Source organism: Texcoconibacillus texcoconensis, from assembly GCF_014202575.1.
Lineage (GTDB): Bacteria > Bacillota > Bacilli > Bacillales > Salisediminibacteriaceae > Texcoconibacillus > Texcoconibacillus texcoconensis.
In genome coordinates, this window is the sequence record NZ_JACHHB010000006.1 from 115,723 (window position 1) to 141,132 (window position 25,410).

At 41.0% G+C, this 25,410-nt stretch carries 23 protein-coding genes and 1 other RNA gene; 22 read left to right on the forward strand and 2 right to left on the reverse strand.

From position 1 onward, the window contains the following. Window positions 1–2: 2 nt before the first annotated feature. From hisF to HNQ41_RS08045, 9 genes are all read left to right on the forward strand, one after another. Window positions 3–761 (forward strand): imidazole glycerol phosphate synthase subunit HisF, encoded by a 759-nt coding sequence (gene hisF / locus HNQ41_RS08005; protein WP_184663891.1) that lies wholly within the window; start codon window positions 3–5, stop codon window positions 759–761. Further along, entirely contained in the window at window positions 758–1,408 is a 651-nt protein-coding gene (hisIE, locus tag HNQ41_RS08010; RefSeq protein ID WP_184663892.1) for a bifunctional phosphoribosyl-AMP cyclohydrolase/phosphoribosyl-ATP diphosphatase HisIE, read from the forward strand. The genes hisF and hisIE overlap by 4 nt, the downstream gene beginning before the upstream one ends. Before the next feature lie 173 nt (window positions 1,409–1,581). Continuing rightward, the gene (locus HNQ41_RS08015) at window positions 1,582–2,628 is read left to right on the forward strand and encodes a tetratricopeptide repeat protein (protein ID WP_184663893.1); all 1,047 of its coding nucleotides are present in this window, start codon (window positions 1,582–1,584) and stop codon (window positions 2,626–2,628) included. Between the two features lie 160 nt (window positions 2,629–2,788). Next, on the forward strand, window positions 2,789–3,751 hold the full coding sequence (gene trxB, locus HNQ41_RS08020; protein ID WP_184663894.1) for a thioredoxin-disulfide reductase: 963 nt from the start codon (window positions 2,789–2,791) through the stop codon (window positions 3,749–3,751). A 684-nt stretch (window positions 3,752–4,435) separates the two neighbouring features. Continuing rightward, window positions 4,436–4,927, forward strand: a complete 492-nt coding sequence (locus tag HNQ41_RS08025; protein WP_184663895.1) for an 8-oxo-dGTP diphosphatase — start codon at window positions 4,436–4,438, stop codon at window positions 4,925–4,927. A 20-nt stretch (window positions 4,928–4,947) separates the two neighbouring features. After that, window positions 4,948–5,850: an RNase adapter RapZ gene (gene rapZ / locus HNQ41_RS08030; protein ID WP_184663896.1), complete on the forward strand. Its 903-nt coding sequence runs from the start codon at window positions 4,948–4,950 to the stop codon at window positions 5,848–5,850. Beyond that, a complete protein-coding gene (locus HNQ41_RS08035) occupies window positions 5,847–6,791 on the forward strand; it encodes a gluconeogenesis factor YvcK family protein (RefSeq protein ID WP_184663897.1) in 945 nt (314 codons plus the stop codon). The genes rapZ and HNQ41_RS08035 overlap by 4 nt, the downstream gene beginning before the upstream one ends. A gap of 60 nt (window positions 6,792–6,851) precedes the next feature. After that, entirely contained in the window at window positions 6,852–7,793 is a 942-nt protein-coding gene (gene whiA / locus HNQ41_RS08040) for a DNA-binding protein WhiA (RefSeq protein WP_184663898.1), read from the forward strand. Between the two features lie 88 nt (window positions 7,794–7,881). Further along, entirely contained in the window at window positions 7,882–8,139 is a 258-nt protein-coding gene (locus tag HNQ41_RS08045; protein ID WP_184663899.1) for an HPr family phosphocarrier protein, read from the forward strand. A gap of 403 nt (window positions 8,140–8,542) precedes the next feature. Here HNQ41_RS08045 and clpP read toward each other — a convergent pair whose 3' ends face one another. Next, window positions 8,543–9,124 (reverse strand): ATP-dependent Clp endopeptidase proteolytic subunit ClpP, encoded by a 582-nt coding sequence (gene clpP / locus HNQ41_RS08050; RefSeq protein WP_184663900.1) that lies wholly within the window; start codon window positions 9,122–9,124, stop codon window positions 8,543–8,545. A 506-nt stretch (window positions 9,125–9,630) separates the two neighbouring features. On the opposite strand from clpP, the gene rpoN reads away from it, so the two are divergent. The 13 genes from rpoN (at window position 9,631) to ssrA (ending at window position 23,500) form a co-directional block, all read left to right on the forward strand. Continuing rightward, a complete protein-coding gene (gene rpoN, locus HNQ41_RS08055) occupies window positions 9,631–10,983 on the forward strand; it encodes an RNA polymerase factor sigma-54 (RefSeq protein ID WP_184663901.1) in 1,353 nt (450 codons plus the stop codon). A gap of 17 nt (window positions 10,984–11,000) precedes the next feature. Further along, complete coding sequence (locus HNQ41_RS08060; RefSeq protein WP_184663902.1) at window positions 11,001–11,252, forward strand: glutaredoxin family protein; 252 nt, start codon at window positions 11,001–11,003, stop codon at window positions 11,250–11,252. A gap of 172 nt (window positions 11,253–11,424) precedes the next feature. After that, complete coding sequence (locus tag HNQ41_RS08065) at window positions 11,425–12,453, forward strand: sugar-binding transcriptional regulator (RefSeq protein ID WP_184663903.1); 1,029 nt, start codon at window positions 11,425–11,427, stop codon at window positions 12,451–12,453. A 122-nt stretch (window positions 12,454–12,575) separates the two neighbouring features. Further along, window positions 12,576–13,586: a type I glyceraldehyde-3-phosphate dehydrogenase gene (gap, locus tag HNQ41_RS08070; RefSeq protein WP_184663904.1), complete on the forward strand. Its 1,011-nt coding sequence runs from the start codon at window positions 12,576–12,578 to the stop codon at window positions 13,584–13,586. A gap of 125 nt (window positions 13,587–13,711) precedes the next feature. After that, a complete protein-coding gene (locus HNQ41_RS08075) occupies window positions 13,712–14,896 on the forward strand; it encodes a phosphoglycerate kinase (RefSeq protein WP_184663905.1) in 1,185 nt (394 codons plus the stop codon). Between the two features lie 27 nt (window positions 14,897–14,923). Then, the gene (gene tpiA / locus HNQ41_RS08080) at window positions 14,924–15,682 is read left to right on the forward strand and encodes a triose-phosphate isomerase (protein WP_184663906.1); all 759 of its coding nucleotides are present in this window, start codon (window positions 14,924–14,926) and stop codon (window positions 15,680–15,682) included. Beyond that, window positions 15,675–17,210: a 2,3-bisphosphoglycerate-independent phosphoglycerate mutase gene (gene gpmI / locus HNQ41_RS08085; protein WP_184663907.1), complete on the forward strand. Its 1,536-nt coding sequence runs from the start codon at window positions 15,675–15,677 to the stop codon at window positions 17,208–17,210. Before tpiA ends, gpmI begins: the two co-directional genes overlap by 8 nt. 31 nt (window positions 17,211–17,241) lie before the next feature. Then, a complete protein-coding gene (eno, locus tag HNQ41_RS08090) occupies window positions 17,242–18,525 on the forward strand; it encodes a phosphopyruvate hydratase (protein WP_184663908.1) in 1,284 nt (427 codons plus the stop codon). 196 nt (window positions 18,526–18,721) lie between these two features. Beyond that, window positions 18,722–18,952 (forward strand): preprotein translocase subunit SecG, encoded by a 231-nt coding sequence (gene secG / locus HNQ41_RS08095; protein WP_184663909.1) that lies wholly within the window; start codon window positions 18,722–18,724, stop codon window positions 18,950–18,952. Window positions 18,953–19,208: 256 nt separating this feature from the next. Beyond that, window positions 19,209–19,958: an alpha/beta hydrolase gene (locus HNQ41_RS08100; protein ID WP_184663910.1), complete on the forward strand. Its 750-nt coding sequence runs from the start codon at window positions 19,209–19,211 to the stop codon at window positions 19,956–19,958. An 82-nt stretch (window positions 19,959–20,040) separates the two neighbouring features. Continuing rightward, the gene (gene rnr / locus HNQ41_RS08105; protein ID WP_184663911.1) at window positions 20,041–22,347 is read left to right on the forward strand and encodes a ribonuclease R; all 2,307 of its coding nucleotides are present in this window, start codon (window positions 20,041–20,043) and stop codon (window positions 22,345–22,347) included. A gap of 134 nt (window positions 22,348–22,481) precedes the next feature. Beyond that, window positions 22,482–22,958 (forward strand): SsrA-binding protein SmpB, encoded by a 477-nt coding sequence (smpB, locus tag HNQ41_RS08110; protein ID WP_184663912.1) that lies wholly within the window; start codon window positions 22,482–22,484, stop codon window positions 22,956–22,958. A gap of 184 nt (window positions 22,959–23,142) precedes the next feature. After that, window positions 23,143–23,500, forward strand: a transfer-messenger RNA (tmRNA) gene (ssrA, locus tag HNQ41_RS08115). Window positions 23,501–23,853: 353 nt separating this feature from the next. Here the strand turns inward: ssrA and gdhA are convergent. Then, window positions 23,854–25,230: an NADP-specific glutamate dehydrogenase gene (gdhA, locus tag HNQ41_RS08120; RefSeq protein ID WP_184663913.1), complete on the reverse strand. Its 1,377-nt coding sequence runs from the start codon at window positions 25,228–25,230 to the stop codon at window positions 23,854–23,856. Window positions 25,231–25,410: the final 180 nt, after the last annotated feature.

A 25,410-nucleotide genomic window follows, 5' to 3' on the forward strand; every position in this document is an offset into this window, starting at 1 on the left:
CTGTGTTAACGAAACGGATCGTTCCATGTTTAGACGTAAAAGAAGGTAGGGTCGTAAAAGGCATTCAGTTTCTCGAACTTCGCGATGCGGGAGACCCTGTAGAGTTAGCGGCGGTTTATGATGAGCAAGGCGCCGATGAACTCGTGTTTCTTGATATTTCTGCCTCTCATGAAGGCCGCGAAACGATGGTAGATGTCGTTAAACAAGTCGCAGGTGAATTAGCGATCCCGTTTACTGTTGGAGGAGGGATCAATTCACTTGAAGACATGAAGCGTATTTTACGAGCAGGTGCTGACAAAGTGTCTTTAAATACAGCAGCAGTCAAACGCCCGGAACTTGTATCTGAAGGTGCCGACTTTTTTGGCAGCCAATGTATCGTCGTTGCTATCGATGCAAAATGGGACGATGATCTCAAGTCGTGGCGGATTTATACGCATGGTGGCAGGACGCCAACTGATTGGGAAGTTGTTGAATGGGCACAAGAAGTCGTTCGTCGTGGCGCGGGGGAAATCTTGCTCACAAGTATGGATCAAGATGGTGAAAAAACAGGTTTTGCGACAGCCTTGACGAAGTATGTAGGTGAAAATGTATCTGTCCCTGTCATCGCTTCAGGGGGAGCAGGGTCAAAAGAGGATTTTTACGACGTGTTTACTGATGCGAATGCAGACGCCGCGCTGGCTGCGTCGATTTTTCATTACAAAGAGACGTCTATTGAAGAAGTGAAACGGTTTTTAAAACAAAAAGGAGTCGATATCCGATGAGCTTAACGATCGATTGGGAAGCACTCCACTTTGACGAACAAGGGTTGTTACCGGCTATTGTTCAGGACGCAGTAAGTAAAGAAGTACTCACACTTGCCTACATGAATAAAACGTCGCTTGAAAAAACAATCGAAACGAAAGAAACGTGGTTTTATAGTCGCTCAAGGCAAGAGTTATGGCATAAAGGTGAAACGAGTGGGAATACGCAACGGGTTGTCGACATTCGACTCGATTGTGACCAAGATGCGCTTGTTGTGCTTGTAGAACCGACTGGCCCTGCTTGTCATACAGGGGCATACAGCTGTTTTCAAAGTGCTAACAAACAAGGTTCACAAGCCGATTCAGATCGTTTTGCAATCATCCAAGAACTGGAACAAGTGATTGCAAAACGGGAGGCAGAGCGACCTGAAGGTGCTTATACGACGTATTTGTTTGAAAAAGGCGTCGATAAAATTTTAAAGAAAGTCGGAGAAGAAGCTTCGGAAGTGATTATTGCCGCCAAAGATTATGATAAAGAAGAGTTAACATGGGAAACGGCTGACCTTCTTTACCATCTTCTTGTATTACTTCGTGAACAAAAGCTTCCGCTTGATGATGTTCTCAATCGTCTTCATGAACGTCATTCAACGAAAACGTCTACTCAATAATCATAGAACCAATGAAAGGCTGATGTTCGATACGTCAGCCTTTACCTTCGGAGACGTTGCTTTTTCTGCAGGAGACGTCTTTCACTCCTTCGCATGGTCAACACAATATCCGAAATTGTATCACATATGCCCCCGTGTTATACTTCCTAAGAGAAACAGGATGGGAGGAAACGATGACACATAATGAAGAACCGAAACAAAAATGGGACAACGTGATTCCATTTTTGAAAGACGGTGCGTATTTTTATAAAAAAGGTATTGAAGCTTATCAAAATCAACAGGTGGACAAAGCGTTAACATACATTCAAAAAGCCATTGATGCTGAACCGCATGAACCGATTTTCATGTGTCAATTAGCGATTGTATTGGCAGACAAAGGTGAATATGACCATGCAAATGAATGGTTGAAAAAAGTGCTCGCGGACGTCGATCCTAATATGAATGAGTGCTATTTTTTTATGGCTAATAATCTAGCCTACCTTGGTCATAAAGAAGATGCGATCGTACGGTTAAAACAATATTTACAACGAGAACCTGCCGGCGAGTATGCCGATGATGCTAATTGGCTGCTAGAAATGCTTGAAGGGGAGCAAAAAGCTTCTTCAGATGAAGACTTGCAGCCGAAAAATGACAGTGTATATGAACAGGCGATGTTGAACTTAGAACGAGGATATTTTTTAGAAGCGGAAAAGCACTTTATTGCATTACTACAAGAAAACTCTAGTGACTGGGACACGTATGCACTCCTTGCTGAAGCCGTTTATCACGGCGGCGATCATGAGCGGGCGATTCAGATCGTTCAAGATGTAATCATAAAAGATGAAACAAACTTTCTTGCGCGTTGTCAGTTGGCTGTTTTTTATCATTTGCAAGGAAGAGAAGAAGCAAGTCAGTATCGCCAACAATTGAACATGATCCGTCCAGTGGATCATGAACATCGCTATATATTAGCAAGAACGAATTTTCATATTGGTGCGTATCGTGAAGCGCACCATCATTATCAGAAGTTAATGAAGAAAAGTTATTTCCGTAAAAGACCGACCTTCTATCATCAGGCTGCGCTAGTTAGTTGGCTAATAGAAGATAAACAGACCGCGGAAAAACTTTGGGGTAAAGCGTGGCAATTGGATGAAGTCAACCGAGACTATATTGAGGAATGCTTAAATAAATTGGGAGGTTCGTGGCGAACTTCTACAAGGGACGTATTTTATTATCTGTGAAATAAGCCTCGTGAGGTATGATTGCCTTACCTACAGATCAAGCTAGAACAAGAGTGGACGTTTGTAAGCAAGATTTTGGACATTAAATGTTTTTTTCATTACGATATAGATGAGTTAAACAGGAAAAATACTATTTTTACCAATTTAGGGGAGTGGAATCATGACAAAGGGACAAGAAACGATTTATGATGTCATTATTATTGGAGCAGGTCCAGCTGGGATGACGGCCGCGGTATATACTTCAAGAGCGAATTTATCAACAGTTATGATTGAAAGAGGTATGCCAGGGGGACAAATGGCTAACACGGAAGATGTTGAGAACTATCCAGGGTATGAAAGTATTCTTGGGCCAGATTTGTCCAACAAGATGTTTTCACACGCCAAGAAATTCGGTGCCGAATATGCTTATGGTGATGTGAAAGAGATCGTTGATGGAAAAGAGTACAAGACGATTGTGACAGGAAATGGTGAATTTAAAGGCCGAGCTGTTATTATTACAACAGGTGCAAAATATAAAGAACTTGGTGTTCCTGGTGAAAAAGAACTAGGGGGGCGTGGTGTTTCTTATTGTGCTGTCTGTGACGGTGCGTTCTTTAAAGATAAAGAACTCGTCGTTGTTGGTGGCGGAGACTCTGCGGTTGAAGAAGCGGTTTTCTTAACGAAATTTGCAAGTAAAGTTACGGTTGTACACCGTCGCGATGAGCTGCGCGCGCAAAAAATATTGCAAGATCGTGCGTTTGCAAACGACAAAATCGACTTTATTTGGAGTCATACTGTCAAAGAGATTAATGATGGTGGCAACGGAAAAGTCGGTAGTGTGACACTGGTGAATAAAGAAGATGGCTCTGAGCGTGAATTTAAAACCGATGGTGTTTTCATCTATATTGGCATGTTGCCAATTAACGAACCATTTCTTAACCTTGGCATTACAAACGAAGATGGATATGTTGAAACGAACGATGAAATGGAGACGAAAATTTCAGGTATTTTCGCAGCGGGAGACATTCGTGAAAAGACCCTTCGCCAAATTGTTACCGCGACAGGTGATGGAAGTATTGCTGCACAAACCGCTCAACATTACATTGAAAATTTAAAAGAAGAACTTGAAGCATCCGAAGCTTAAAGATGTGTGTGATAAAGAGGTTGATCGTACTGACGATGAACCTCTTTTTACGATTAAGGCTGTTTCATATAAAAAAGTAAGTCTGTTCCAATAAAAAGTTAAACAGCGTTAAAAGCCCGGCCCTCTAAAAATCAATGTTTTAACGAGGATAGAAAAATCGTTATTGGATATTAACTCATCTGTAATGGCTGTGAAATAATTCATCGTTACAATAGGAATTAAGTAATTGACCCCCTTTTTTTTATATACCTTTGACGGCACGGGATCATCCCGTGCTCTTTTTTTATCCGCTAAACGAAGATACGCACTTTTATCGTGAGAATAGCTATCACTATTGATAGGGGGAGATGGATTGTGATTGCGCCACTGTTCAGGGGTTCTAAACTTTAAGCGGCATGTAAGAGCGTTAAGGGTGAAGTGGTTAACTGTGTGTCAGATTTTGTTAAAATTTTCTGACCTTCCCAGTTACCCTTAATTGTTCGATAATGATTGTATAGTGTATAATATATAGAAGGTTATTGGTTTAATAAAAAGGCTAGTTTCTAAAAGTTTGTTGCTTTTAAATGAAAAGAGTTTTATACAAGAAGTCTAACGAAAAGATTTAATTAAATGGTACCAATCATTTAATACACAAATGTGTGTTTTGATCGTAAACTGGAGTGTATAGAGTTGAGGTGACAACTAATGCAGCGAGTAACAAATTGTATGTTAGTAGATGAACAACATGTACTTACTTTACAAAAGCCGAGCCGTGGCTGGTGGGTCGTTCCAGGGGGGAAAATGGAGCCTGGAGAGTCAGTCAAAGAATCGGTTGTTCGAGAATTTTATGAAGAGACAGGATATACGATTTCATCACCTCAATTACGTGGTGTTTTTACAGTGGTTATTGAAGAGGATGGAGAAGTCATCGATGAGTGGATGCTTTTTACGTTTGTTGCCTCTTCTTATGAAGGCGAGATGCTAAGTGAATCTCCTGAAGGAAAGTTGGCCTGGACATCGAATGACGATGTTCTTGATCTACCAATGGCAGCAGGGGATTACCATATACTTCAACATATGTTAACGAAAGAAGGACCTTTGTACGGCAGTTTTCGTTATTCAAGTGACTATGAGTTGTTATCGTATCGTCTCGACCCTCCGTCAACGTTATCATCCAATGAATATTACGACGCGTAGAAAAAGGTAGGCGATTATTGATGGAACAAGAAAATCATCAACCTAGAAAAGAGATGGAAGTCGTCATTATCACAGGAATGTCAGGGGCAGGTAAAACTGTTGCTGTGCAAAGTTTTGAAGATTTAGGCTATTTTTGTGTGGATAACCTTCCACCTGCACTTATCCCGAAGTTTATCGACCTGATATCTAGTTCGGGAGGGAAAATGAATAAAGTCGCGCTCGTCATTGACCTTCGAGGGCGTGAATTCTTTGATGATTTATTTGAATCAATTGACCAAATTGGCACTGAAATCAATGTGACACCTCATATTGTGTTTCTAGATGCGAAGGATACAAAACTCGTTCAACGCTATAAAGAAACGAGACGTTCTCATCCACTTGCATTGGATGGTTCACCGTTGGATGGCATTCAAGCAGAACGTGAAATGCTTGATGAGTTAAAAGGCCAAGCGCAAATGATTATTGATACGACGGATTTGAAGCCTTTAGACTTAAGGGATGCGATTATTAAGCGATTTTCCTCTCCGGATAAAGACGCCTTTACAATCCAATTGATGTCTTTCGGTTATAAACATGGTTTACCGATTGATGCAGATCTCGCTTTTGATGTTCGTTTCCTACCTAACCCTCACTACGTAGATCATATGCGTCCAAAGACAGGGTTGGATGAAGAAGTATCTTCATATGTATTGAAATGGACGGAAACGAATCAGTTTATCGAAAAGCTTTGGAACTTATTGTTATTTATACTCCCTCAATATAAGCGTGAAGGAAAAAGTCAACTCGTGATTGCTATTGGATGTACAGGTGGAAAGCACCGTTCTGTTACGCTTACAGAATATTTTAGTCGTCACCTACGGGAAGAAGGTTACGAGACGTTTGCGATACACCGTGATATCGAACGAGGTAAACGAGAATCATGAAGCAAGCTAAAATTGTCGTTATTGGGGGAGGAACAGGTCTTTCCGTTTTGTTACGTGGGCTAAAGACGTTCCCAGTAGATATAACAGCGATCGTTACTGTAGCAGATAACGGGGGAAGTTCAGGGCGATTGCGAAAAGAATTGAACATACCGCCACCAGGAGATGTGCGAAATGTGCTCATTTCCTTAGCTGAAATTGAGCCACTCGTGGAGGAGTTGTTCCAACATCGTTTTTCAAGCGGAACAGGCTTAACTGGGCATTCTGTCGGAAACATACTACTTGCCGGTATGACGTCGATTACAGGTGATTTTGCTCATGGCGTTAAAGAGTTAAGTAAAGTATTAAATGTTCGAGGGAAAGTGATTCCTGCAGTTAATCAGAGTGTCGATTTACATGCGGAATATGAAGACGGGCAAATTGTTCATGGTGAAGCGGAAATTCCCGAGATTGGAAAGAAAATTCGCCGTGTATTCATTACACCAGAGGATATTGAACCACTTCAAGAATCACTAACGGCGATTGAAGAGGCCGATTTGATTGTGGTTGGACCAGGAAGCTTGTACACGAGTATCTTACCGAACTTGATTGTTCCAGGTTTTTCAGAAGCATTGGAGCAAGCAAAGGCAAGGAAAGTGTACGTATGTAACGTTATGACACAACCTGGTGAAACAGATGGTTATTCTGCAGAAGACCATCTTCAGGCGATTTATAATCATAGCAGTCCTAATGTGATTGATGATGTGGTAGTAAGCCAACAAATGATCCCTTATTCTTATGCAGAGCGTTATGCCAGTGAAGGGGCAGAGGCTGTCATGTATGACGAAGCGAAATTAGCATCCCTCGGTGTCCACATCGTCGCTGATGATTTACTTTATTTTGACGATAAACATTTACGTCATGATGCGATAAAAGTATCACAGCAATTACTATCACGTCTGTAATCTACGTCATCACATGACAACGAGCCAGTAGTAATGAAAGAGTAAAAGGAGGTGGGGCTCGTGTCATTCGCTTCTGAAACAAAAAAAGAACTGACACAACTAGAGCTTGATGATTGTTGTGTCAATGCAGAACTTTCTGCTCTTATTCGAATGAATGGTACGATTTCATTTGGCAATCGCCAATTGATTCTCGATGTTAGTACAGAAAACGCTGCGATTGCGAGGCGAATTTATACATTAATAAAGAAAAAGTTCAATCTACATGTTGAGCTTTTAGTGCGAAAAAAAATGCGCTTAAAGAAAAACAACGTGTATGTCGTTCGTTTATCAAATGGTGCTCGTGACGTACTTGAAGAACTAAAAATTATTGAAGGTCCACTTACATTGCGAAGGGATATTTCAGAAGATCTCGTCAATAATGATTGTTGTGAACGTTCCTACATGCGAGGGGCCTTTTTAGCAGGTGGTTCTGTTAGTCACCCAGAAACATCGTCATATCATTTAGAAATCTATTCTCTTTACGAAGAACATAACCTTGCTTTAAGCAAGCTTTTAAATAAGTATGATTTAAATGCGAAAAGTTTAGAAAGAAAAAAGGGGCATATTCTTTATTTAAAAGAAGGAGAAAAGATTAGTGAATTTCTTAGTTTGATAGGCGCCAATCAAGCACTATTTCATTTTGAAGATGTCCGAATCGTAAAAGATATGCGCAACTCAGTGAATCGACTCGTTAATTGTGAGACGGCCAATTTAAATAAAACGGTAGGCGCAGCTATGCGACAAGTGGAGAACATTCGTTTTATTGAAGAGGAAATTGGGCTTCATGCCCTTCCGGATAAGTTGCAGGAAATTGCTGAATTACGTGTGAAACATCAGGATGTCACCTTAAAAGAGTTAGGTGAAATGGTTCAAAGTGGGAAAGTGAGTAAGTCAGGTGTGAACCACCGGTTACGGAAAATAGATGAGTTTGCAGAAAAGTTAAGAGCTGGAGAGACTGTGTAGTCTGCTCCATCTCTTATGATAAAGTTGTAAGCGTTTCACTTTTTTTTAATGTGGGCAATTTTTCTTTATTTTATGAGGAGGGAAAGGCATGGTGGAAAAAGCAGTTGTTGTAAAAAGGAAATCTGGTTTACAAGCACGACCTGCTGCATTATTTGTACAAGAAGCGAACCGTTTTAATGCAAATGTATTTATCGAAAAAGATGGGAAGAAAGTCAACGCGAAAAGTATCATGGGGTTGATGAGCTTAGCGGTTGGACGTGGGAAGGAAGTCACGATTTCCGCAGAAGGGGAAGATGAACAAGTCGCGCTCGATACACTTGTTAACTATATTGAAGAGGAAGAGTAGCTTGAAAGTCGTTCGCGGCTCGTAGCTCATGTCGCGGACATACATTCCGTTATTTCAGGCAAATACGTCATTTTTAAGGGGCGGACGGACATATGTTCCGTTAATCCCCTATTTTGCAGGGTATAAAGGGTGATTTTTTGCAAATAGCGGAACTCATGTCCGCGGAAGGTTAAAAAACAGCCTTTTTTAAACGAATAACGGAATCAATGTCCAGAGCCGACAAAACTTTGGACGTGACCGCATTTAATCAATCTTAAGTCGTCACCTCTCACTCTCTGAGTTTTTCAAAAACAACAAAGTTTACGGAAAGAGCCAAATAAAAAAGTCTGTTTTCTCATTTCTCCTAAACAATGCTAGGAGTGAGAAAACAGACTGATGTATTATTGGAGAACCTTATGTTAATCTATTTCTTTTCCATAACACCGTCGATCAGACCATATTCTTTAGCTTCTGCAGCTGAAAGGAAATTGTCACGATCCGTGTCACGTTCAATTGTTTCTAGCGGTTGACCTGTGCGCTCAGCTAAAATTTGGTTGAGTTTTTCGCGTAGTTGAATAATACGCTTTGCGTGAATTTCGATGTCAGAAGCTTGACCTTTTGTTCCACCTAACGGTTGGTGAATCATTACCTCACTGTTTGGAAGAGCAAAACGCTTCCCAGGTTCACCTGCTGCTAGCAAAAACGCACCCATTGATGCTGCCATTCCAGTACAGATTGTTTGTACCTTTGGTGAAATAAATTGCATTGTATCATAAATGGCCATACCTGCTGTAATTGATCCACCTGGACTATTAATGTAAATAGAAATATCTTTGTCTGGGTCTTCAGCAGCTAAGAATAGTAGTTGCGCAACGATCGAGTTTGATACGTTGTCATCAATCGGTGTACCAAGCATGATAATTCTGTCTTTCAGTAAGCGAGAATAAATATCATACGCGCGCTCACCACGATTTGTTTGTTCAATAACCGTAGGGATTAAATTCATATGTGCATACCTCCTCAAAATAATTGCGTTTGGAAAAAGGTTACCACTTTCCAGACGATCAAGCACTGCCTATTGAATCCTTCACTAGTGGTAAATTATATTCAACCTTTACGTTCATCATAACTCTAAAGGTCAATGAAGGTCAAATATTTTGTATTTCTCATATGTAATACTTGGTGGCACAATTCTATTATTACCGTTTTCCGTTATATTCAAACCTCTGAAAAGAGCATTTTAGGTTATGATTACCAGTCTTTCCATTAAATTAGAATGGCAAGATAACGGAATTCGTGAGAGAATGAATTCAAACAGTCCAACTGTTTTACCTGCTGACGAGGCTGACTTGTCGATGGGCTTACCTAGCCCTCCTAGTCAGCCTCTTCAATTTCTTAAAAAAACAACTTTATTTACACATAAATGAAAGCGCTGTCAGAATAGTTATTCTATATACACGTAGTCTGCACAAAAGGAGGTACGTATTGTATACTTGATAAAGGGGGGAGATCATGAATATGGAATTTGGCTTGTTTCAACAACAACAAATGAAGCTCGTCATGACGAAAGAGTTGCGGCAAGCAATTACAATTTTGCAATATTCCGTGCAAGATTTAAGAGAACATTTGCAAGAAGTGCAACTAGAGAATCCTCTCATCGACTTGGTGGATGAACGTGATGAAGACCCGGAAGCGGTAGCTCGTTATGAAGCAGAGGTGGCTACCACAAGAGAGTTTACAAAAAGTGCTGACGATGAACAAGATGAAGAGTCGTCGTTCATTGATCGTATATCAGGGGACAAGAAAGACCTACAAGAAACGCTGTTAAACCAAATTCGCTTTTTGTCGTTATCGAATAGAGATCGAGAAATCGTCGAATACATTGCATTAATGATTGATGAGAATGGTTACTTAACGCAAAGTGTAGAACAACTATCTAAAGAAATGAATGAACATAATGATAAAGTTCATGCTAACTTAGCGATCGTAAAAAGCCTAGAACCCGCGGGCGTTGGTGCCAGCTCGTTATCTGAATGTTTGTTGTTACAGTTACAACGGCTAGAAACACGTGATGAGTTAGCAGAAATGATTGTCGCGCGTCACTTAGAAGATTTAGCTAATAAAAAATACGAAAGAATTGCGAAAGCACTTAGTGTTCGAGTTATAGATATACAAACGGTTGCTGATTTTTTGCAAACGTTAAATCCGCGTCCGGGAGCAATGTTTGATTCTGAGTTACCGACATACATTGTTCCAGACGTGACAGTCCAAAAGATTGGTGAATCTTATAAAGTGGCATTAAATGAACAGCATGTACCTAAGATACAATTAAATGGAAACTATGAGCATCTGTTGAAAAAAGAATCTGGGGATACGGCCAAATATTTAAATAACCGCTATGAGCAATATCGTTGGTTATTGCAAAGTATCCAGCAACGTCAGCAAACGTTGTTAGCCGTATCCAAGGCAATTGTTGAAAGGCAGCAAAGTTTCTTTGATGAAGGAGCAGATGCATTGAAGCCGATGACGCTAAAAGATATTGCAGATGAAGTAGATGTTCACGAATCGACCGTCAGTCGTGCAACCACAAAAAAGTATATGCAAACACCACTTGGTTTATACGAACTGAAATACTTCTTTACTTCTACAGTTGGTAAAGATTCAGGGAATGCAACTTCTTCTGAAAAAGTGAAGGCATCCATCAAACGGTTGGTTGATGAAGAAAAGAAAGCAAAACCATTATCAGATCAGAAAATAGCCGATCTTTTGAAAGAAGAAGGTGTATATGTGTCGCGCCGTACCGTTGCAAAATACCGAGAAGCAATGCATATCCCGTCTTCATCGCAAAGAAAACGTTTTTCTTAGTAGAGAGGGGATTAGCCATGAAACTAACATTTTATACCAAAGAGCAATGTCCACTTTGTGCTAAAGGGCTCATTGCGCTTGAACGTGTACAAAAACACTTTGATTTTCAAATTGACATTGTTGATATTTATGAAGATGATGAACTACTCGAGCGTTATCAAATCCGCATTCCCGTTGTCGTGGCGGAAGATGGGCAATTGATTGACGAGGGAATTTTGCAGGAAGAGACTGTTCTCAAAAATCTTCGGCAATTATTTATGGAAAGTTAGCTTGAATTATCATCACTTCCTTGCTAAAATAAACCATGGAAAAAGAAATTGTGTTTTCCATTTCTTTCTCGCAAGGAAGTGATTTTTTTAGCTATCGGTGGGACATAATATGTCTGGCAGGGACTTCGAATGTCCCGTGTTGTTTCCCTGATATTAAAAGGAGTTAGCCAGAATGGATCAACTGTTAAAACTTCAACAAAAGTTAATGCCAGATGTCATACAAACTTTGACGGAACGATACCGGATCCTTCGGTTTCTAAGACTCATGCAGCCGATAGGGCGGCGAACATTAGCAAACAACCTTAATGTTTCTGAGAGGGTACTCAGAAGTGAAGTGACTTTTCTTAAAGAGCAAGGTCTTGTTTATTTCGGTACCTCAGGAATGACACTAACTGAACAAGGGCACAATTTACTTGTGCAATTGGAAGATGTCATGCATGAAGTGTTTGATTTGGCAGATATGGAAGCAAAGCTAGCAAAAAAGCTAGGTATTTCTAATGTTTATATCGTACCCGGAGATAGCGATTTCTTTCCTTGGGTAAAAAAAGAAATGGGTAAAAAAGGTACCTTGCTATTAAAGAATTTGTTAAAAGGAGAAAAGGACGTCATCGCAGTAACTGGAGGAACAACAATTGCATCGGTTGCTGAAATGATGGAAACTGACTCCGAGATGCAAGATACGTTATTTGTGCCGGCTCGCGGCGGGTTAGGTGAACAGGTAGAAAACCAAGCAAATACGATTTGTGCAACAATGGCTCGCAAAGCAATGGGTCAGTATCGCTTGTTACATGTTCCTGATCAATTAAGTAAAGAAGCACACGATTCTCTTATCCAAGAGTCATCAATTCGCCAAATTCTAGAGCTCATTCGTTCAGCTAATATCGTTATTCACGGGATTGGTCAAGCGAAAACGATGGCCGAAAGACGTAAAACACCTGAGAATATCTTAAATAAATTACAAGATGAACAAGCGGTTGCTGAAGCTTTCGGTTATTATTTTAATCATTCTGGGGACATTATTCATAAAGTCCGCACAATTGGTTTGCAATTAGAGGATTTAAAACATATTCCAGATGTGATCGCCGTTGCTGGTGGAAAGTCGAAAGCTCAAGCCATCTATGCCTATATTACAAATGGGCCGAGTCAGATGCTCGTCACAGACGAGGGCGCAGCAACAGAAATGTTGAATAACGTTGATTAACGTTTGAATTCGACGAAATATGTTAAAACAAGTATTAAGAATAAAATTTGTTGTGATGCAAAGGGGTAACCCCCTTTGACATATATTTATTTTTTTATGATCATAAAGGAGGATTTTTTCACATGGCAACAAAAGTAGGTATTAACGGTTTTGGACGTATCGGACGTAACGTGTTCCGTGCAGCATTAAATAACCCAGATGTAGAGGTAGTAGCAGTCAACGACTTAACAGATGCGGACATGCTCGCACATTTGCTTCAGTATGATACTGTACATGGAACTTTAGAAGAGAAAGTAGAAGTTTCTGGTGACAACCTTGTCGTAGGTGGCAATGAGATTAAAGTTCTTGCTGAACGCGATCCAGCCAACCTTCCTTGGGGAGAGCTAGGTGTAGATATCGTTGTTGAATCAACAGGTCTATTTACACAGCGTGCAGATGCAGCGAAGCACGTTGAGCAAGCAGGCGCGAAAAAAGTTATCATTAGTGCACCAGCTAAAGAAGAAGATATCACAGTTGTTATGGGTGTTAACGAAGACAAGTATGACCCAGCTAGCCACCACGTGATTTCTAACGCTTCTTGTACAACAAACTGCTTAGCACCATTTGCGAAAGTTCTTAACGACAAGTTTGGCTTAAAGCGTGGTATGATGACAACAGTTCACTCTTACACAAACGACCAACAAATCCTAGACCTTCCTCATAAGGACTACCGTCGTGCGCGTGCGGCATCAGAGAACATCATTCCAACAACAACAGGTGCTGCGAAAGCCGTTGCTCTTGTTCTTCCAGAACTAGATGGTAAGTTAAACGGTGGTGCTATGCGTGTACCAACACCAAACGTTTCCCTTGTTGACCTTGTTGCGGAACTAGATCAAGAAGTAACAGTAGATGACGTAAACGGTGCATTTAAAGAAGCTTCCCAAGGTGAACTTCAAGGCGTTCTTGGTTATAGCGAAGAAGAGCTTGTATCCCGTGACTACAACGGTGACCCAATGTCTTCTACAATCGATGCGCAATCAACAATGGTTATGGAAGGTAACATGGTAAAAGTCATCTCTTGGTATGATAACGAAGCAGGTTACTCCAACCGTGTTGTTGACCTTGCTGCATATGTTGCAAAACAAGGCTTGTAAGCCAAGTTGATAAGCAACGAATAAAGGAATCGAAAAACTGAGAAAGAGGAGACGGACTTGTTTTCTGCTCTCCTCTTTCCACTGTTTTTAGGTTACACAATTCCTATTCAAGGAGGCTTTTCGATATGAATAAAAAAACGATCCATGATATTGATGTGCAAGGTCAACGGGTGTTTTGCCGAGTTGACTTTAACGTTCCGATGAGCGATGGTGAAGTAACGGACGACACTCGTATTCGTGCTGCTTTACCGACAATCGAGCACTTGGCAGAGAAGGGCGCGCGCGTTATTCTTGCAAGCCATCTCGGTCGTCCAAAAGGTGAAGTTGTTGAAGAACTTCGTCTTGATGCAGTTGCTCGTCGTTTGAGTGATCTACTTGGTAAAACAGTTGTAAAGGCTGACAGTGCATATGGCGAAGAAGCAGAGAGAGCCGTCAATGAATTAAATGATGGTGACGTTGCTCTACTTGAAAACGTTCGCTTCTATGCAGGCGAGGAGAAAAATGACGCTGAATTAGCACAGAAATTTGCTGACCTTGCGGATGTATATGTTAATGATGCATTTGGTGCAGCGCACCGTGCGCATGCTTCAACTGAAGGTATTGCTCACCATCTTCCAGCCGTTGCAGGTTTTCTCATGGAAAAAGAACTTGAAGTATTAGGGAAAGCTTTATCTGAACCTGAACGTCCATTCACAGCGATTATCGGTGGTGCAAAGGTAAAAGATAAAATTGGTGTCATCGACAACTTGATCGATAAAGTTGATAACTTAATTATCGGTGGCGGTCTTGCTTATACATTTATCAAAGCACAAGGACATGAAATCGGTAAATCTTTGCTTGAAGAAGATAAAATCGATGTTGCAAAATCCTATATGGAAAAGGCGAAAGAAAAGGGCGTCAATTTCTATATGCCAACGGATGGAGTAATTGCTGATGATTTTGGTGAAGATGCAAATACTGATGTTGTATCGATCGATTCGATTCCTAGTGATTGGGAAGCGTTGGACATTGGTCCAGAAACTCTAAAAACATATAGTGATGTCATTCAAAACTCTAAACTTGTTATCTGGAACGGGCCAATGGGTGTATTTGAATTAGAGCCATTTGCTAAAGGAACTAAAGGTGTTGCGGAAGCACTTGCAAATGCTAATGACGCTTACACAGTTATTGGTGGTGGTGACTCTGCAGCAGCTGTTGAAAAGTTTGATTATGCTGAAAAGATGGACCACATTTCTACTGGTGGCGGTGCATCATTAGAATTCATGGAAGGAAAAGAACTTCCAGGTGTAACAGCTTTAAACGATAAGTAATTTGAACCAAAACGAGAGGTGACAACTATGCGTAAACCGATTATTGCAGGCAACTGGAAAATGAATAAAACGAAAAGCGAAGCCGTATCGTTTGTTTCTGAAGTGAAAAGTCGAATTCCTTCTGGTGAGAAAGTGGAGTCAGTTGTTTGTGCACCACCTATCTTTTTAGATGCACTTGTAGCAGAAGCTGAAGGAACTGAACTTTACATCGGTGCTCAAAACATGCACTTTGAGGAAAGTGGTGCATTCACAGGTGAAGTAAGCCCTGTCGCTTTGAAGGATATCGGTGTGAATTATACGATCATCGGTCACTCAGAACGTCGTGATATGTTTGCTGAAACTGATGAATCCGTCAATCATAAAACACATGCGGCTTTTAAACATGGTCTCACACCTATCGTTTGTGTAGGTGAAACACTCGAAGAACGCGAAGCGAATAAAACAGAAGATGTTGTTCGCGGTCAAGTTGAAAAGGCGTTGGCTGAATTAACTGAGGACCAAGTAAAACAAACAGTGATTGCTTATGAGCCAATTTGGGCAATCGGTACTGGCAAAACAGCTTCTTCAGAAGATGCGAATGAAACGTGTGCTGTGATCCGTAAAGTTGTAGCAGAATCATTCTCTCAAGATGTGGCAGATGCTGTTCGTATTCAATATGGCGGCAGTGTGAAGCCTGCTAACATTAAAGAATTGCTTAGCCAGTCAGACATTGATGGTGCTCTTGTAGGCGGAGCAAGCCTTGACGAAGAATCGTATTTACAACTAGTGGAGGCAGGAAATGAGTAAACAACCAAAAGCTTTGATTATTTTAGATGGATTTGCTCTTCGCGATGAAGAATACGGGAATGCGATTGCAAAGGCAAACACACCCAACTTCGACCGCTTTTGGAATAAGTACCCTCACACGGAACTTAAAGCGAGTGGTGAAGCTGTAGGTCTTCCAGAAGGTCAAATGGGCAACTCGGAAGTTGGTCATATGAATATTGGTGCAGGGCGTGTCGTTTATCAAAGCTTAACGCGTGTGAACTTGGCTATCCGCGAAGGTGAATTTCACGAAAATCAAACTTTCTTAAATGCAACAAAACACGTCAAAGAAAAGGGATCTAATTTACACATTTACGGTCTTTTATCAGACGGCGGTGTCCACAGTCATATTGAACATATGTTTGCGCTCATCGATTTAGCGAAAAAAGAGGGCATCGAAAATGTTTATATTCACGGCTTTCTCGATGGTCGAGATGTAGGGCCACAAACTGCCGAAACATACTTAAAGCAGACCCAGGAAAAGCTAGCAGAAGTGGGTCTCGGTGAAATTGCAACTGTACATGGTCGATACTATGCGATGGACCGTGACCAGCGCTGGGATCGTGTAGAAAAATCATACCGAGCGATGGTATATGGTGAAGGTGTGAAATATAAGGATCCAATCGAGGCGTTGGAAGACTCATATGAAAATGATATTCATGATGAATTTGTGATTCCATCGGTGATGACAAAAGAAGATGGAGAGACACCACGCGGTTTAATCCAAGATGATGACGCTGTGATTTTCTTTAACTTCCGTCCAGACCGTGCGATTCAAATGTCGCAAGTTTTCACAAACGATGACTTCCGCGGTTTTGATCGTGGTGACAAGTTTCCGAAAAACCTGCATTACGTTTGCTTAACACAATTTAGTGAGTCAATTGATGGGTTCGTTGCTTTTGAACCTACGAATTTGGATAATACGTTCGGTGAAGTTGTTGCTCAAAACGACTTAACGCAACTGCGCATTGCGGAAACCGAAAAATATCCACACGTTACATTTTTCTTCAGTGGTGGACGTGAAGAGAAGTTTCCAGGAGAAGAGCGTGTATTAATTGATTCGCCTAAAGTAGCAACATACGATTTACAACCAGAGATGAGTGCATATGAAGTGACGGACGCGTTACTTCAAGAAATTGATGCAGATAAGCATGATACGATTGTCTTAAACTTTGCAAACCCTGATATGGTCGGCCACTCAGGGATGTTGGATCCAACGGTTAAGGCGGTCGAAGTAGTCGATGAATGTCTTGGGAAAATTGTAGATAAGCTCATCGAAAAAGGTGGTAAAGCGGTCATTACCGCAGACCATGGTAACTCTGATGAAATTCTTACGTCCGAAGGTAAACCAATGACGGCGCATACGACAAACCCAGTACCTGTCATTGTTACTGAAGAGGGTGCTCAATTGCGTGAGGACGGGATTCTAGGGGATCTTGCACCAACAATGCTCACACTTTTAGGTGTAGAAAAGCCGAAAGAAATGACTGGAAATACCTTGATTAAATAAAACGATTAATTGAAAAAAGGAGTGTTTTTACATGACAATGATTACAGATGTTTATGCACGCCAAGTTTTAGACTCCCGCGGTAACCCGACGGTTGAAGTTGAAGTTTTTCTAGAGAGTGGCGCAATGGGGCGTGCTCTTGTACCAAGTGGTGCATCCACTGGTGAACACGAAGCAGTTGAACTTCGTGACGGCGGCGACGCATATATGGGTAAAGGCGTTACAAAAGCAGTAGATAATGTAAACGAAACAATTGCACCAGAGCTTGTCGGTTTTGATGCACTTGATCAGACAGGTATTGATTACCTAATGATTGAATTAGACGGTACGCCAAACAAAGGAAACTTAGGTGCAAATGCGATCCTAGGTGTTTCAATGGCAGTAGCTCGTGCATCAGCTGAAGCACTAGGTTTACCGCTATACGCTTACCTAGGTGGATTCAATGCGAAGAAACTACCAACACCAATGATGAACATCTTAAACGGTGGTGAACACGCAGATAACAGTGTTGATATTCAAGAATTTATGGTTATGCCATCTGGTGCAGAAACGTTCTCTGAAGCACTTCAAATGGGTGCAGAGATCTTCCATAACCTTAAGAAAGTATTGGCTGAACAAGGCCACAACACAGCTGTAGGTGACGAAGGTGGTTTCGCACCAAACCTTGCATCTAACGAAGATGCAATCAAAACGATCCTTCAAGCTGTTGAGAAAGCTGGCTATACACCAGGAGAGCAAGTTCAAATTGCAATCGACGCAGCAGCTTCTGAAATTTATGAAGACGGCAAATACAACCTTAAAGGTGAAGGCGTCGTAAAGACAGCTGAAGAAATGGTTGCTTACTATGAAGACCTCGTAAGCAAATACCCTATCGTATCCATCGAAGACGGTTTAGATGAGAACGACTGGGAAGGTACGAAGAAACTTACCGATGCAATCGGTGATAAAGTTCAAATCGTCGGTGACGACTTGTTCGTAACAAACACTGAAAAGCTTAGCCGCGGTATTGAAGAAGGTGTTTGTAACTCAATCCTTATCAAAGTAAACCAAATCGGTACGCTTACTGAAACATTTGAAGCGATCGAAATGGCGAAGTGCGCGGGTTACACAGCAGTTATTTCTCACCGTTCTGGTGAAACTGAGGACAGCACAATCGCAGATATCTCTGTTGCAACAAACGCTGGTCAAATCAAGACTGGTGCACCGTCCCGTACAGACCGTGTAGCGAAATACAACCAACTTCTTCGCATTGAAGATGAGTTAGCATACATCGGTAAATATGCAGGGAAAACGGCATTTTACAACTTAGGAAAATAATTCGAAAACAATTTAGCCCCCAAGTATCAGTTTTAATCTGAGCTCGGGGGTTTTTTCGGATTTTAAGTCTTGCATATATAACAAAAATCACGTTAACGGAAAACTACACACCAACTTATGATATGTGTTCCTTGATCCTTTACTTTGTCCATGATATATTGTATTAAGGTAAGTGCCGCATGGAGGTGGATTTAACGTGCAAACGATCGCATCAGTTTTGCTTGTTATTGTGGCGATTTCGCTGATTACTGTGGTGCTCTTGCAACCAGGACGAAGTAGTGGTTTGTCAGGAGCGATCTCAGGTGGAGCGGAACAGCTCATGGGTAAAACAAAAGCTCGTGGTCTCGAAGCATTCTTAAGTAAAGCGACAGTTGTGTTATCAGTGTTATTTTTCATTTTAACACTCACAGTCGCGTTCTTTATGTAAAAATTAATTAGTAGTTGTTCAAACAGCAAGCATGGCTTGCTGTTTTTTACATGGAAAACAAAAAGCTTGCGGTAAGATAGCGTATATTTTACGTTACCTAAAAGGTTTAGCTAAGGTTTTCGGATGCCATCAAGTTGTGTGTGGAAGGTTAAAATAGACACTCATTACTTTAAGTGAATTCTTATTCACTTGATTCGTTTCATACATATGATTTTTCATTCTTACGTTTTATACAGCAGCAAAAAGGAGTGAGATGATGAAAGTGACATTACCTCAACCATTCACCTTCGAAGGCGATAATGGACGAGCTGTTCTTTTATTACATGGATTTACAGGAAATAGTGCAGATGTGAGGATGATGGGACGCTTTTTGCAAAAGCGTGGTTATACGTGTCATGCTCCGCAATATCAAGGACATGGGGTTCCACCGGAAGAACTAGTGAAAAGTGGGCCTGATGATTGGTGGCAAGATGTCGTTAATGGTTATGAAAAATTAAAAGAAATGGGTTTTGAAGAGGTTGCAGTTGCAGGATTATCCCTCGGTGGTGTATTTTCACTAAAAATCGGGTATACACTACCAGTAAAGGGAATCATTCCAATGTGCGCACCAGTGAAAATTGATACAGAAAAATTAACAGCAGGCGTCAAAGAGTATGCAAAAGGGTTTAAAGAATGGGAAAAGAAAACTAAGGAACAAATTCAAGAAGAAATGGCAACATTCGAGCAGTTGCCTTTAGAAGAAACAATAAATAGCTTAGAAGACCTTGTGAAAAACGTACGCGAAAACATCGATATGATTTATACCCCCACATTCGTTGTTCAAGGAAGGCATGATGAGATGATCGGTACAGAGAGTGCCGACATCATTCATGAACAAATTGAAACGGATGAAAAGCAAATAAAGTTGTATGAAGAATCTGGCCATGTTATTACATTGGATAAAGAAAAAGAGCAGTTACATCAGGATGTGTATGCGTTTTTAGAACAGTTAGATTGGAAAGAATAATAGGTGACTGAACATATAGAGAGAGTATAAACACCCAAATACTGCATTGAACGAATCCCCTTTTACTGAAAGGAGTGAAAGTATGGAAGAGATTACTAAAGAACAAATTCTAGCTTACATGGAGGATGAAGCGGAAAAGCCGTTATCGATCCATGATTTTGAAGAGGTTTTCGACATTGATGATTCCAGTGATTTTAAAGCATTCGTTAAGTTATTAAATGAATTAGAAGATAGTGGGGATCTCGTTCGGACACGAAGCAATCGTTATGGGTTGCCGGAGCGGATGAATTTATTAAAAGGATCCATTCGCATGAATGCAAAGGGGTTTGCATTTGTATTAACTGAAGAAGGTTTAGATGACGTATTTGTACCAGGATCTGGATTAAACAGTGCGATGAATCGAGACAAAGTACTTGTTCGACTACAAGCGCATTCCAGTGGTTCCCGTCCAGAAGGGGAAATTGTACGTATTCTCGAACGGGCGAATACCGAAATCGTCGGCACTTATACTGACGATCAATATTATGGTTTTGTCATTCCTGATGATAAACGGATTCCAAACGATGTGTTTATCCCTAAAAAAGCCAAAGGTGGCGCAGTAGACGGTCATAAGGTTGTCGTGCAAATTACGAAGTACCCAGAAGGTCGTCGAAGTGCTGAAGGTGAAGTCGTAGAAGTTTTAGGTCATAAAAATGACCCAGGGGTCGATATTTTATCGATTATCCATAAGCATGGTTTACCTCAAGCATTTCCTGAAGAAGTCATTGAACATGCGAATTCAGTTCCAGATGAGATTTCTGATGAAGAAATTGAAGGTCGTCGCGATCTAAGAGACGAAACGATTGTCACAATTGATGGTGCTGATGCAAAAGACTTAGATGATGCTGTACGTGTTGAAAAATTAGACAACGGAAACTACCTTCTAGGCGTCTATATTGCTGATGTTAGTTATTATGTAGAAGAAGGGTCGGCGATTGATACAGAAGCGTATGAGAGAGGAACGAGTGCTTATCTCGTCGACCGTGTGATTCCGATGATTCCGCATCGCTTATCCAATGGGATTTGTTCATTAAATCCGCAAGTAGATCGGTTGACGCTTGCGTGTGAAATGGAAATGACGCCGAGTGGAAATGTTGTAAACCATGATATATTTGAAGCTGTCATTAAAACGACGGAACGAATGACGTACGATGCTGTTCGTAGCATCCTCGTCGATGATGATGATGAAACGAAAAAACGTTATGAATCACTCGTGCCAATGTTCCGTGATATGGAAGAACTAGCATTGGTTTTGCGCAATAAACGGATGGACCGTGGAGCGATCGACTTCGACTTCAAGGAAGCAGAAGTGCTCGTTGATGAAGAAGGGAAGCCAACAGATGTCGTGTTAAGACAGCGGTCGGTTGCTGAGCGTCTCATTGAAGAGTTTATGTTAGCAGCAAACGAAACGGTGGCTGAACACTTCCATTGGATGCGTGTACCATTCATGTACAGAATCCACGAAGATCCTGCACAAGACAAGCTGACGCATTTCCTTGAGTTCGTTACGAACTTTGGTTATGTCGTGAAAGGAAATGCCAATACTGTTCATCCACGTGCACTTCAAGAGCTTTTAGAGCAAGTAAGTGGGGAGTCAGAAGAAGCAGTGATTAACTCGGTTTTGCTTCGTTCGATGAAACAAGCGAGATACGAGAAAGAAAACCTCGGGCACTTTGGTTTATCTACGGACTTTTACACACATTTCACTTCACCAATCCGTCGTTATCCTGACTTGATCGTCCATCGTTTAATTCGTGATTACTTGATTGATGGAAGACCTACAGAGGATAAAAAGGAAGATTGGGATGAAAAGCTTGGTGAAATCGCAAAGCATACTTCCGATATGGAACGACGCGCTGTTGATGCCGAACGAGAAACCGATGATTTGAAAAAAGCTGAGTATATGGAAGATAAAATCGGTGAAACATTCACAGGTGTTGTTAGTGGTGTGACGAACTACGGCATGTTCGTTGAGTTGCCAAATACGATTGAAGGTATGGTTCACGTTAGCTATTTAACGGATGATTACTATCATTTCGATGAAAAGCAATACGCAATGATTGGTGAACGTACTGGTAACGTATTCCGCATTGGTGACGAAGTTGAAGTCCGCCTTATTAACGTCAATATTGATGAAAGATCGATCGACTTTGAAATCGTCGGTATGAAAGAACGCAAACCGAAAAAACAAGATCGACCAAAAGTCATTGAAGGCGGAAAAAGAAAAACACGTAACAAAAACCGTAATCATGAAGGTTCAACTTCTAGTGCAGATTCGAAAGAAAAGAAAAAGAAAAAAGCCTTTTATGATTCAGCACCGAAAAAGAAGAAAAAAAAGAAAAAGAACTAATGAGTGAACAAAGTGGGATGACCCCTCGAGATGCTTTAACGCAGAGCACTTGGGGTGATCCCTTTAAATCGTCATAAAGATTTGCTATGATTAACAAATGTAGTTACGATAGGTACGGGGGAGGGAAATGGACGATGGCAACAACAGAAGGTCGTGTTTTGGCACAAAACCGAAAAGCGCGTCACGATTTTACCATTGAAGACACATACGAAACAGGAATCGTTCTAACAGGTACAGAAATCAAATCTATTCGCGCGGGACGGGTGAACTTAAAAGATTCATTTGCTCGTGTTGATCGTGGCGAAGTGTTTTTGCACAATATGCACATCAGCCCATATGAACAAGGGAATCGGTATAATCATGATCCTGTTCGAACTCGGAAATTACTCATGCATCGGAAACAAATCAATGAATTGATTGGTTTGACGAAAGAAAAAGGATATACATTGATACCACTTAAAATTTATATTAAACGTGGCCGCGCAAAAGTCCTTCTCGGCTTAGCACAAGGGAAGAAAAAATACGATAAACGTGAAGATTTAAAGCGTAAAGACGCCAAGCGAGAAATCGAACGGGCATTTAAAGATAAGCAGTTAGGTCGTATACGTTAAATGGGTCAGAGTTCGGCTCTGGCTCTTTCTTAAATCATTTAGCGCATAGTTTTAAGTGCTTGGTAAAAATCACCATTTGCAGTCTGTGATGACTATGTTATAATCATTTATACAGAAAGAGAGATCACACAAAAGAATAGCAAGCGAAAGCAACAGTTTGCTTGTTCTATATCCTTTATATCTTGGGGACGTTCAGGATTCGACAGGGATAGGACGAGCTTGAGTTGCGAGCCGAGGTAGGTGTCCTCGTAAAAACACCCCCGCCAATAGTTGGCAACCAAGAAGAAAATTTCGCAGTAGCAGCATAGTCTGCTAGCGGTTCCTCTCTCCATCGCCCATGTGGAGATGCAGGGACTCACTCATAGTGGGATACGCTAGCCACTCTCCGCCTGGGGGTGACTAGAAGAGAACAATCAGGCTAGCAGCACGGAAGCCCGTCGATAGGCTGATGTGACTGCGAATTGCTAATATATCGACTACGCTCGTAGAAGCTCAAGTGACGTTGTCTCTGGACGTGGGTTCGATTCCCACCGTCTCCACCAATACATAATTTGTTTAATGTTTCATAATCTTGTTACTAACCACCTGTTCTGATTCGGAGCGGGTGGTTTTTTTAATTGTAAGAAACGTTCATGATAAGTCATCTGAATCGACGGTGATATTCATTAAATGCTTAGAACAAAAAAGAACCAACCGTAGCCACTATTGACTCACGGTTGGTTCTTTTTTGTATCATGGACTTGAGGTTAACTGATTATAGCTATAGAGAAAAGTAAATCAATCAGGGAAACAGAGAAAGAATCAACCCCTTAGCGTGTTGTAACTTTCTCTGTTTCTCTTTGCTAAGAGGCCATTTGGCCATTTACGTCCATGACTATTGCATTGTTTTATGACATTAAACAACGCCTTGTTCGATTATTGCATCAGCGACTTTAATAAAGCCAGCAATGTTTGCTCCCATAACTAAGTTTCCTGATTGACCATACTTCTCAGCAGATTCCATACAATCTTGATAAATGGATTTCATCGTGTCATGTAGCTTCGTATCTGCTTCTTCAAAACTCCAGTACGTACGAGAGCTATTTTGAGCCATTTCAAAAGCTGAGACAGCGACACCGCCAGCATTTGCAGCCTTCGCAGGTGCAAAGAGGACGTTGTTCTCAAGAAATACATTGATCGCCTCTAATGTTGATGGCATATTAGCACCTTCACCGATTGCGATCACATTATTGTTCACAAGATTTTTCGCATCTTCCTCGTTAATTTCATTTTGTGTAGCACATGGAAGTGCAATATCACAAGGAATCGACCAAATGTCTGAGCAATTCTCGCAAAATTCAGCATGTGGGTGCTTCGAAACGTATTCTGAAATACGCTGGCAATCTGTTTCCTTTAGTTCTTTAACTGTTTCGAGGTTGATGCCCTCTGGGTCATATACATAACCTTGAGAATCACTGCATGCAACGACTTTTGCCCCTAATTCGTGAGCCTTTTCAATCGCGTAAATCGAAACATTCCCAGATCCAGAAACGACAACGGTTTTGCCTGTGAAATCATGGCCGTTACTTTTCAACATTTCGTCTACGAAGTATACGGTTCCATATCCAGTAGCTTCTGTTCGAACTAAGCTTCCGCCAAAGTCTGCACGTTTTCCAGTTAATACTCCAGCTTCCGTAGCACCACGTAATTTCTTATATTGTCCGTAAAGGTAACCAACTTCTCGTGCGCCAACGCCGATATCACCTGCAGGAACATCTGTATCAGCACCGATATACTTCCAAAGCTCTGACATAAATGCTTGGCAAAAACGCATAATTTCTCGGTCAGATTTCCCCTTCGGATCGAAGTCGGAACCACCTTTTCCTCCACCGATCAGTTGATCAGTTAAAGAGTTTTTGAAAATTTGTTCAAACCCAAGAAATTTAATAATGCTCGTATTGACGGATGGGTGAAAGCGAAGTCCACCTTTGTAAGGGCCGAGAGCGCTGTTATATTGAACGCGATATCCTCGGTTGACTTGAACTTGCCCGTTATCGTCAATCCAAGACACTCTAAAGGTAATTAAGCGCTCTGGTTCAACAATTCGTTCGAGAATATTTTCTTCAATATACTTAGGATTTGCTGCTAAAACAGGGGTGAGAGAGTCGAAAATTTCCTTGACTGCTTGTAGAAACTCACTTTCGTGAGGGTTCCTCTCTTGGAGAGAATGATAAACATTTTCAACATACTTTTCAGCTTGTAACAATGCCTGGTTTTTTTCCTTAGTGATCATTGTGGATGACATATCTCCTTTCATCTTAATATGTGAACACTGACAGAAATTTTATTCTTAAAAATAACATTCACATCCATTTTAGAAGTGAATGTTATCGAAGAAATTTTCAAAATAATAGCACAACTAATTTCGGTAAGTTATTTAACAAATGTATAGCAAAAGACGATTATCGTCAAG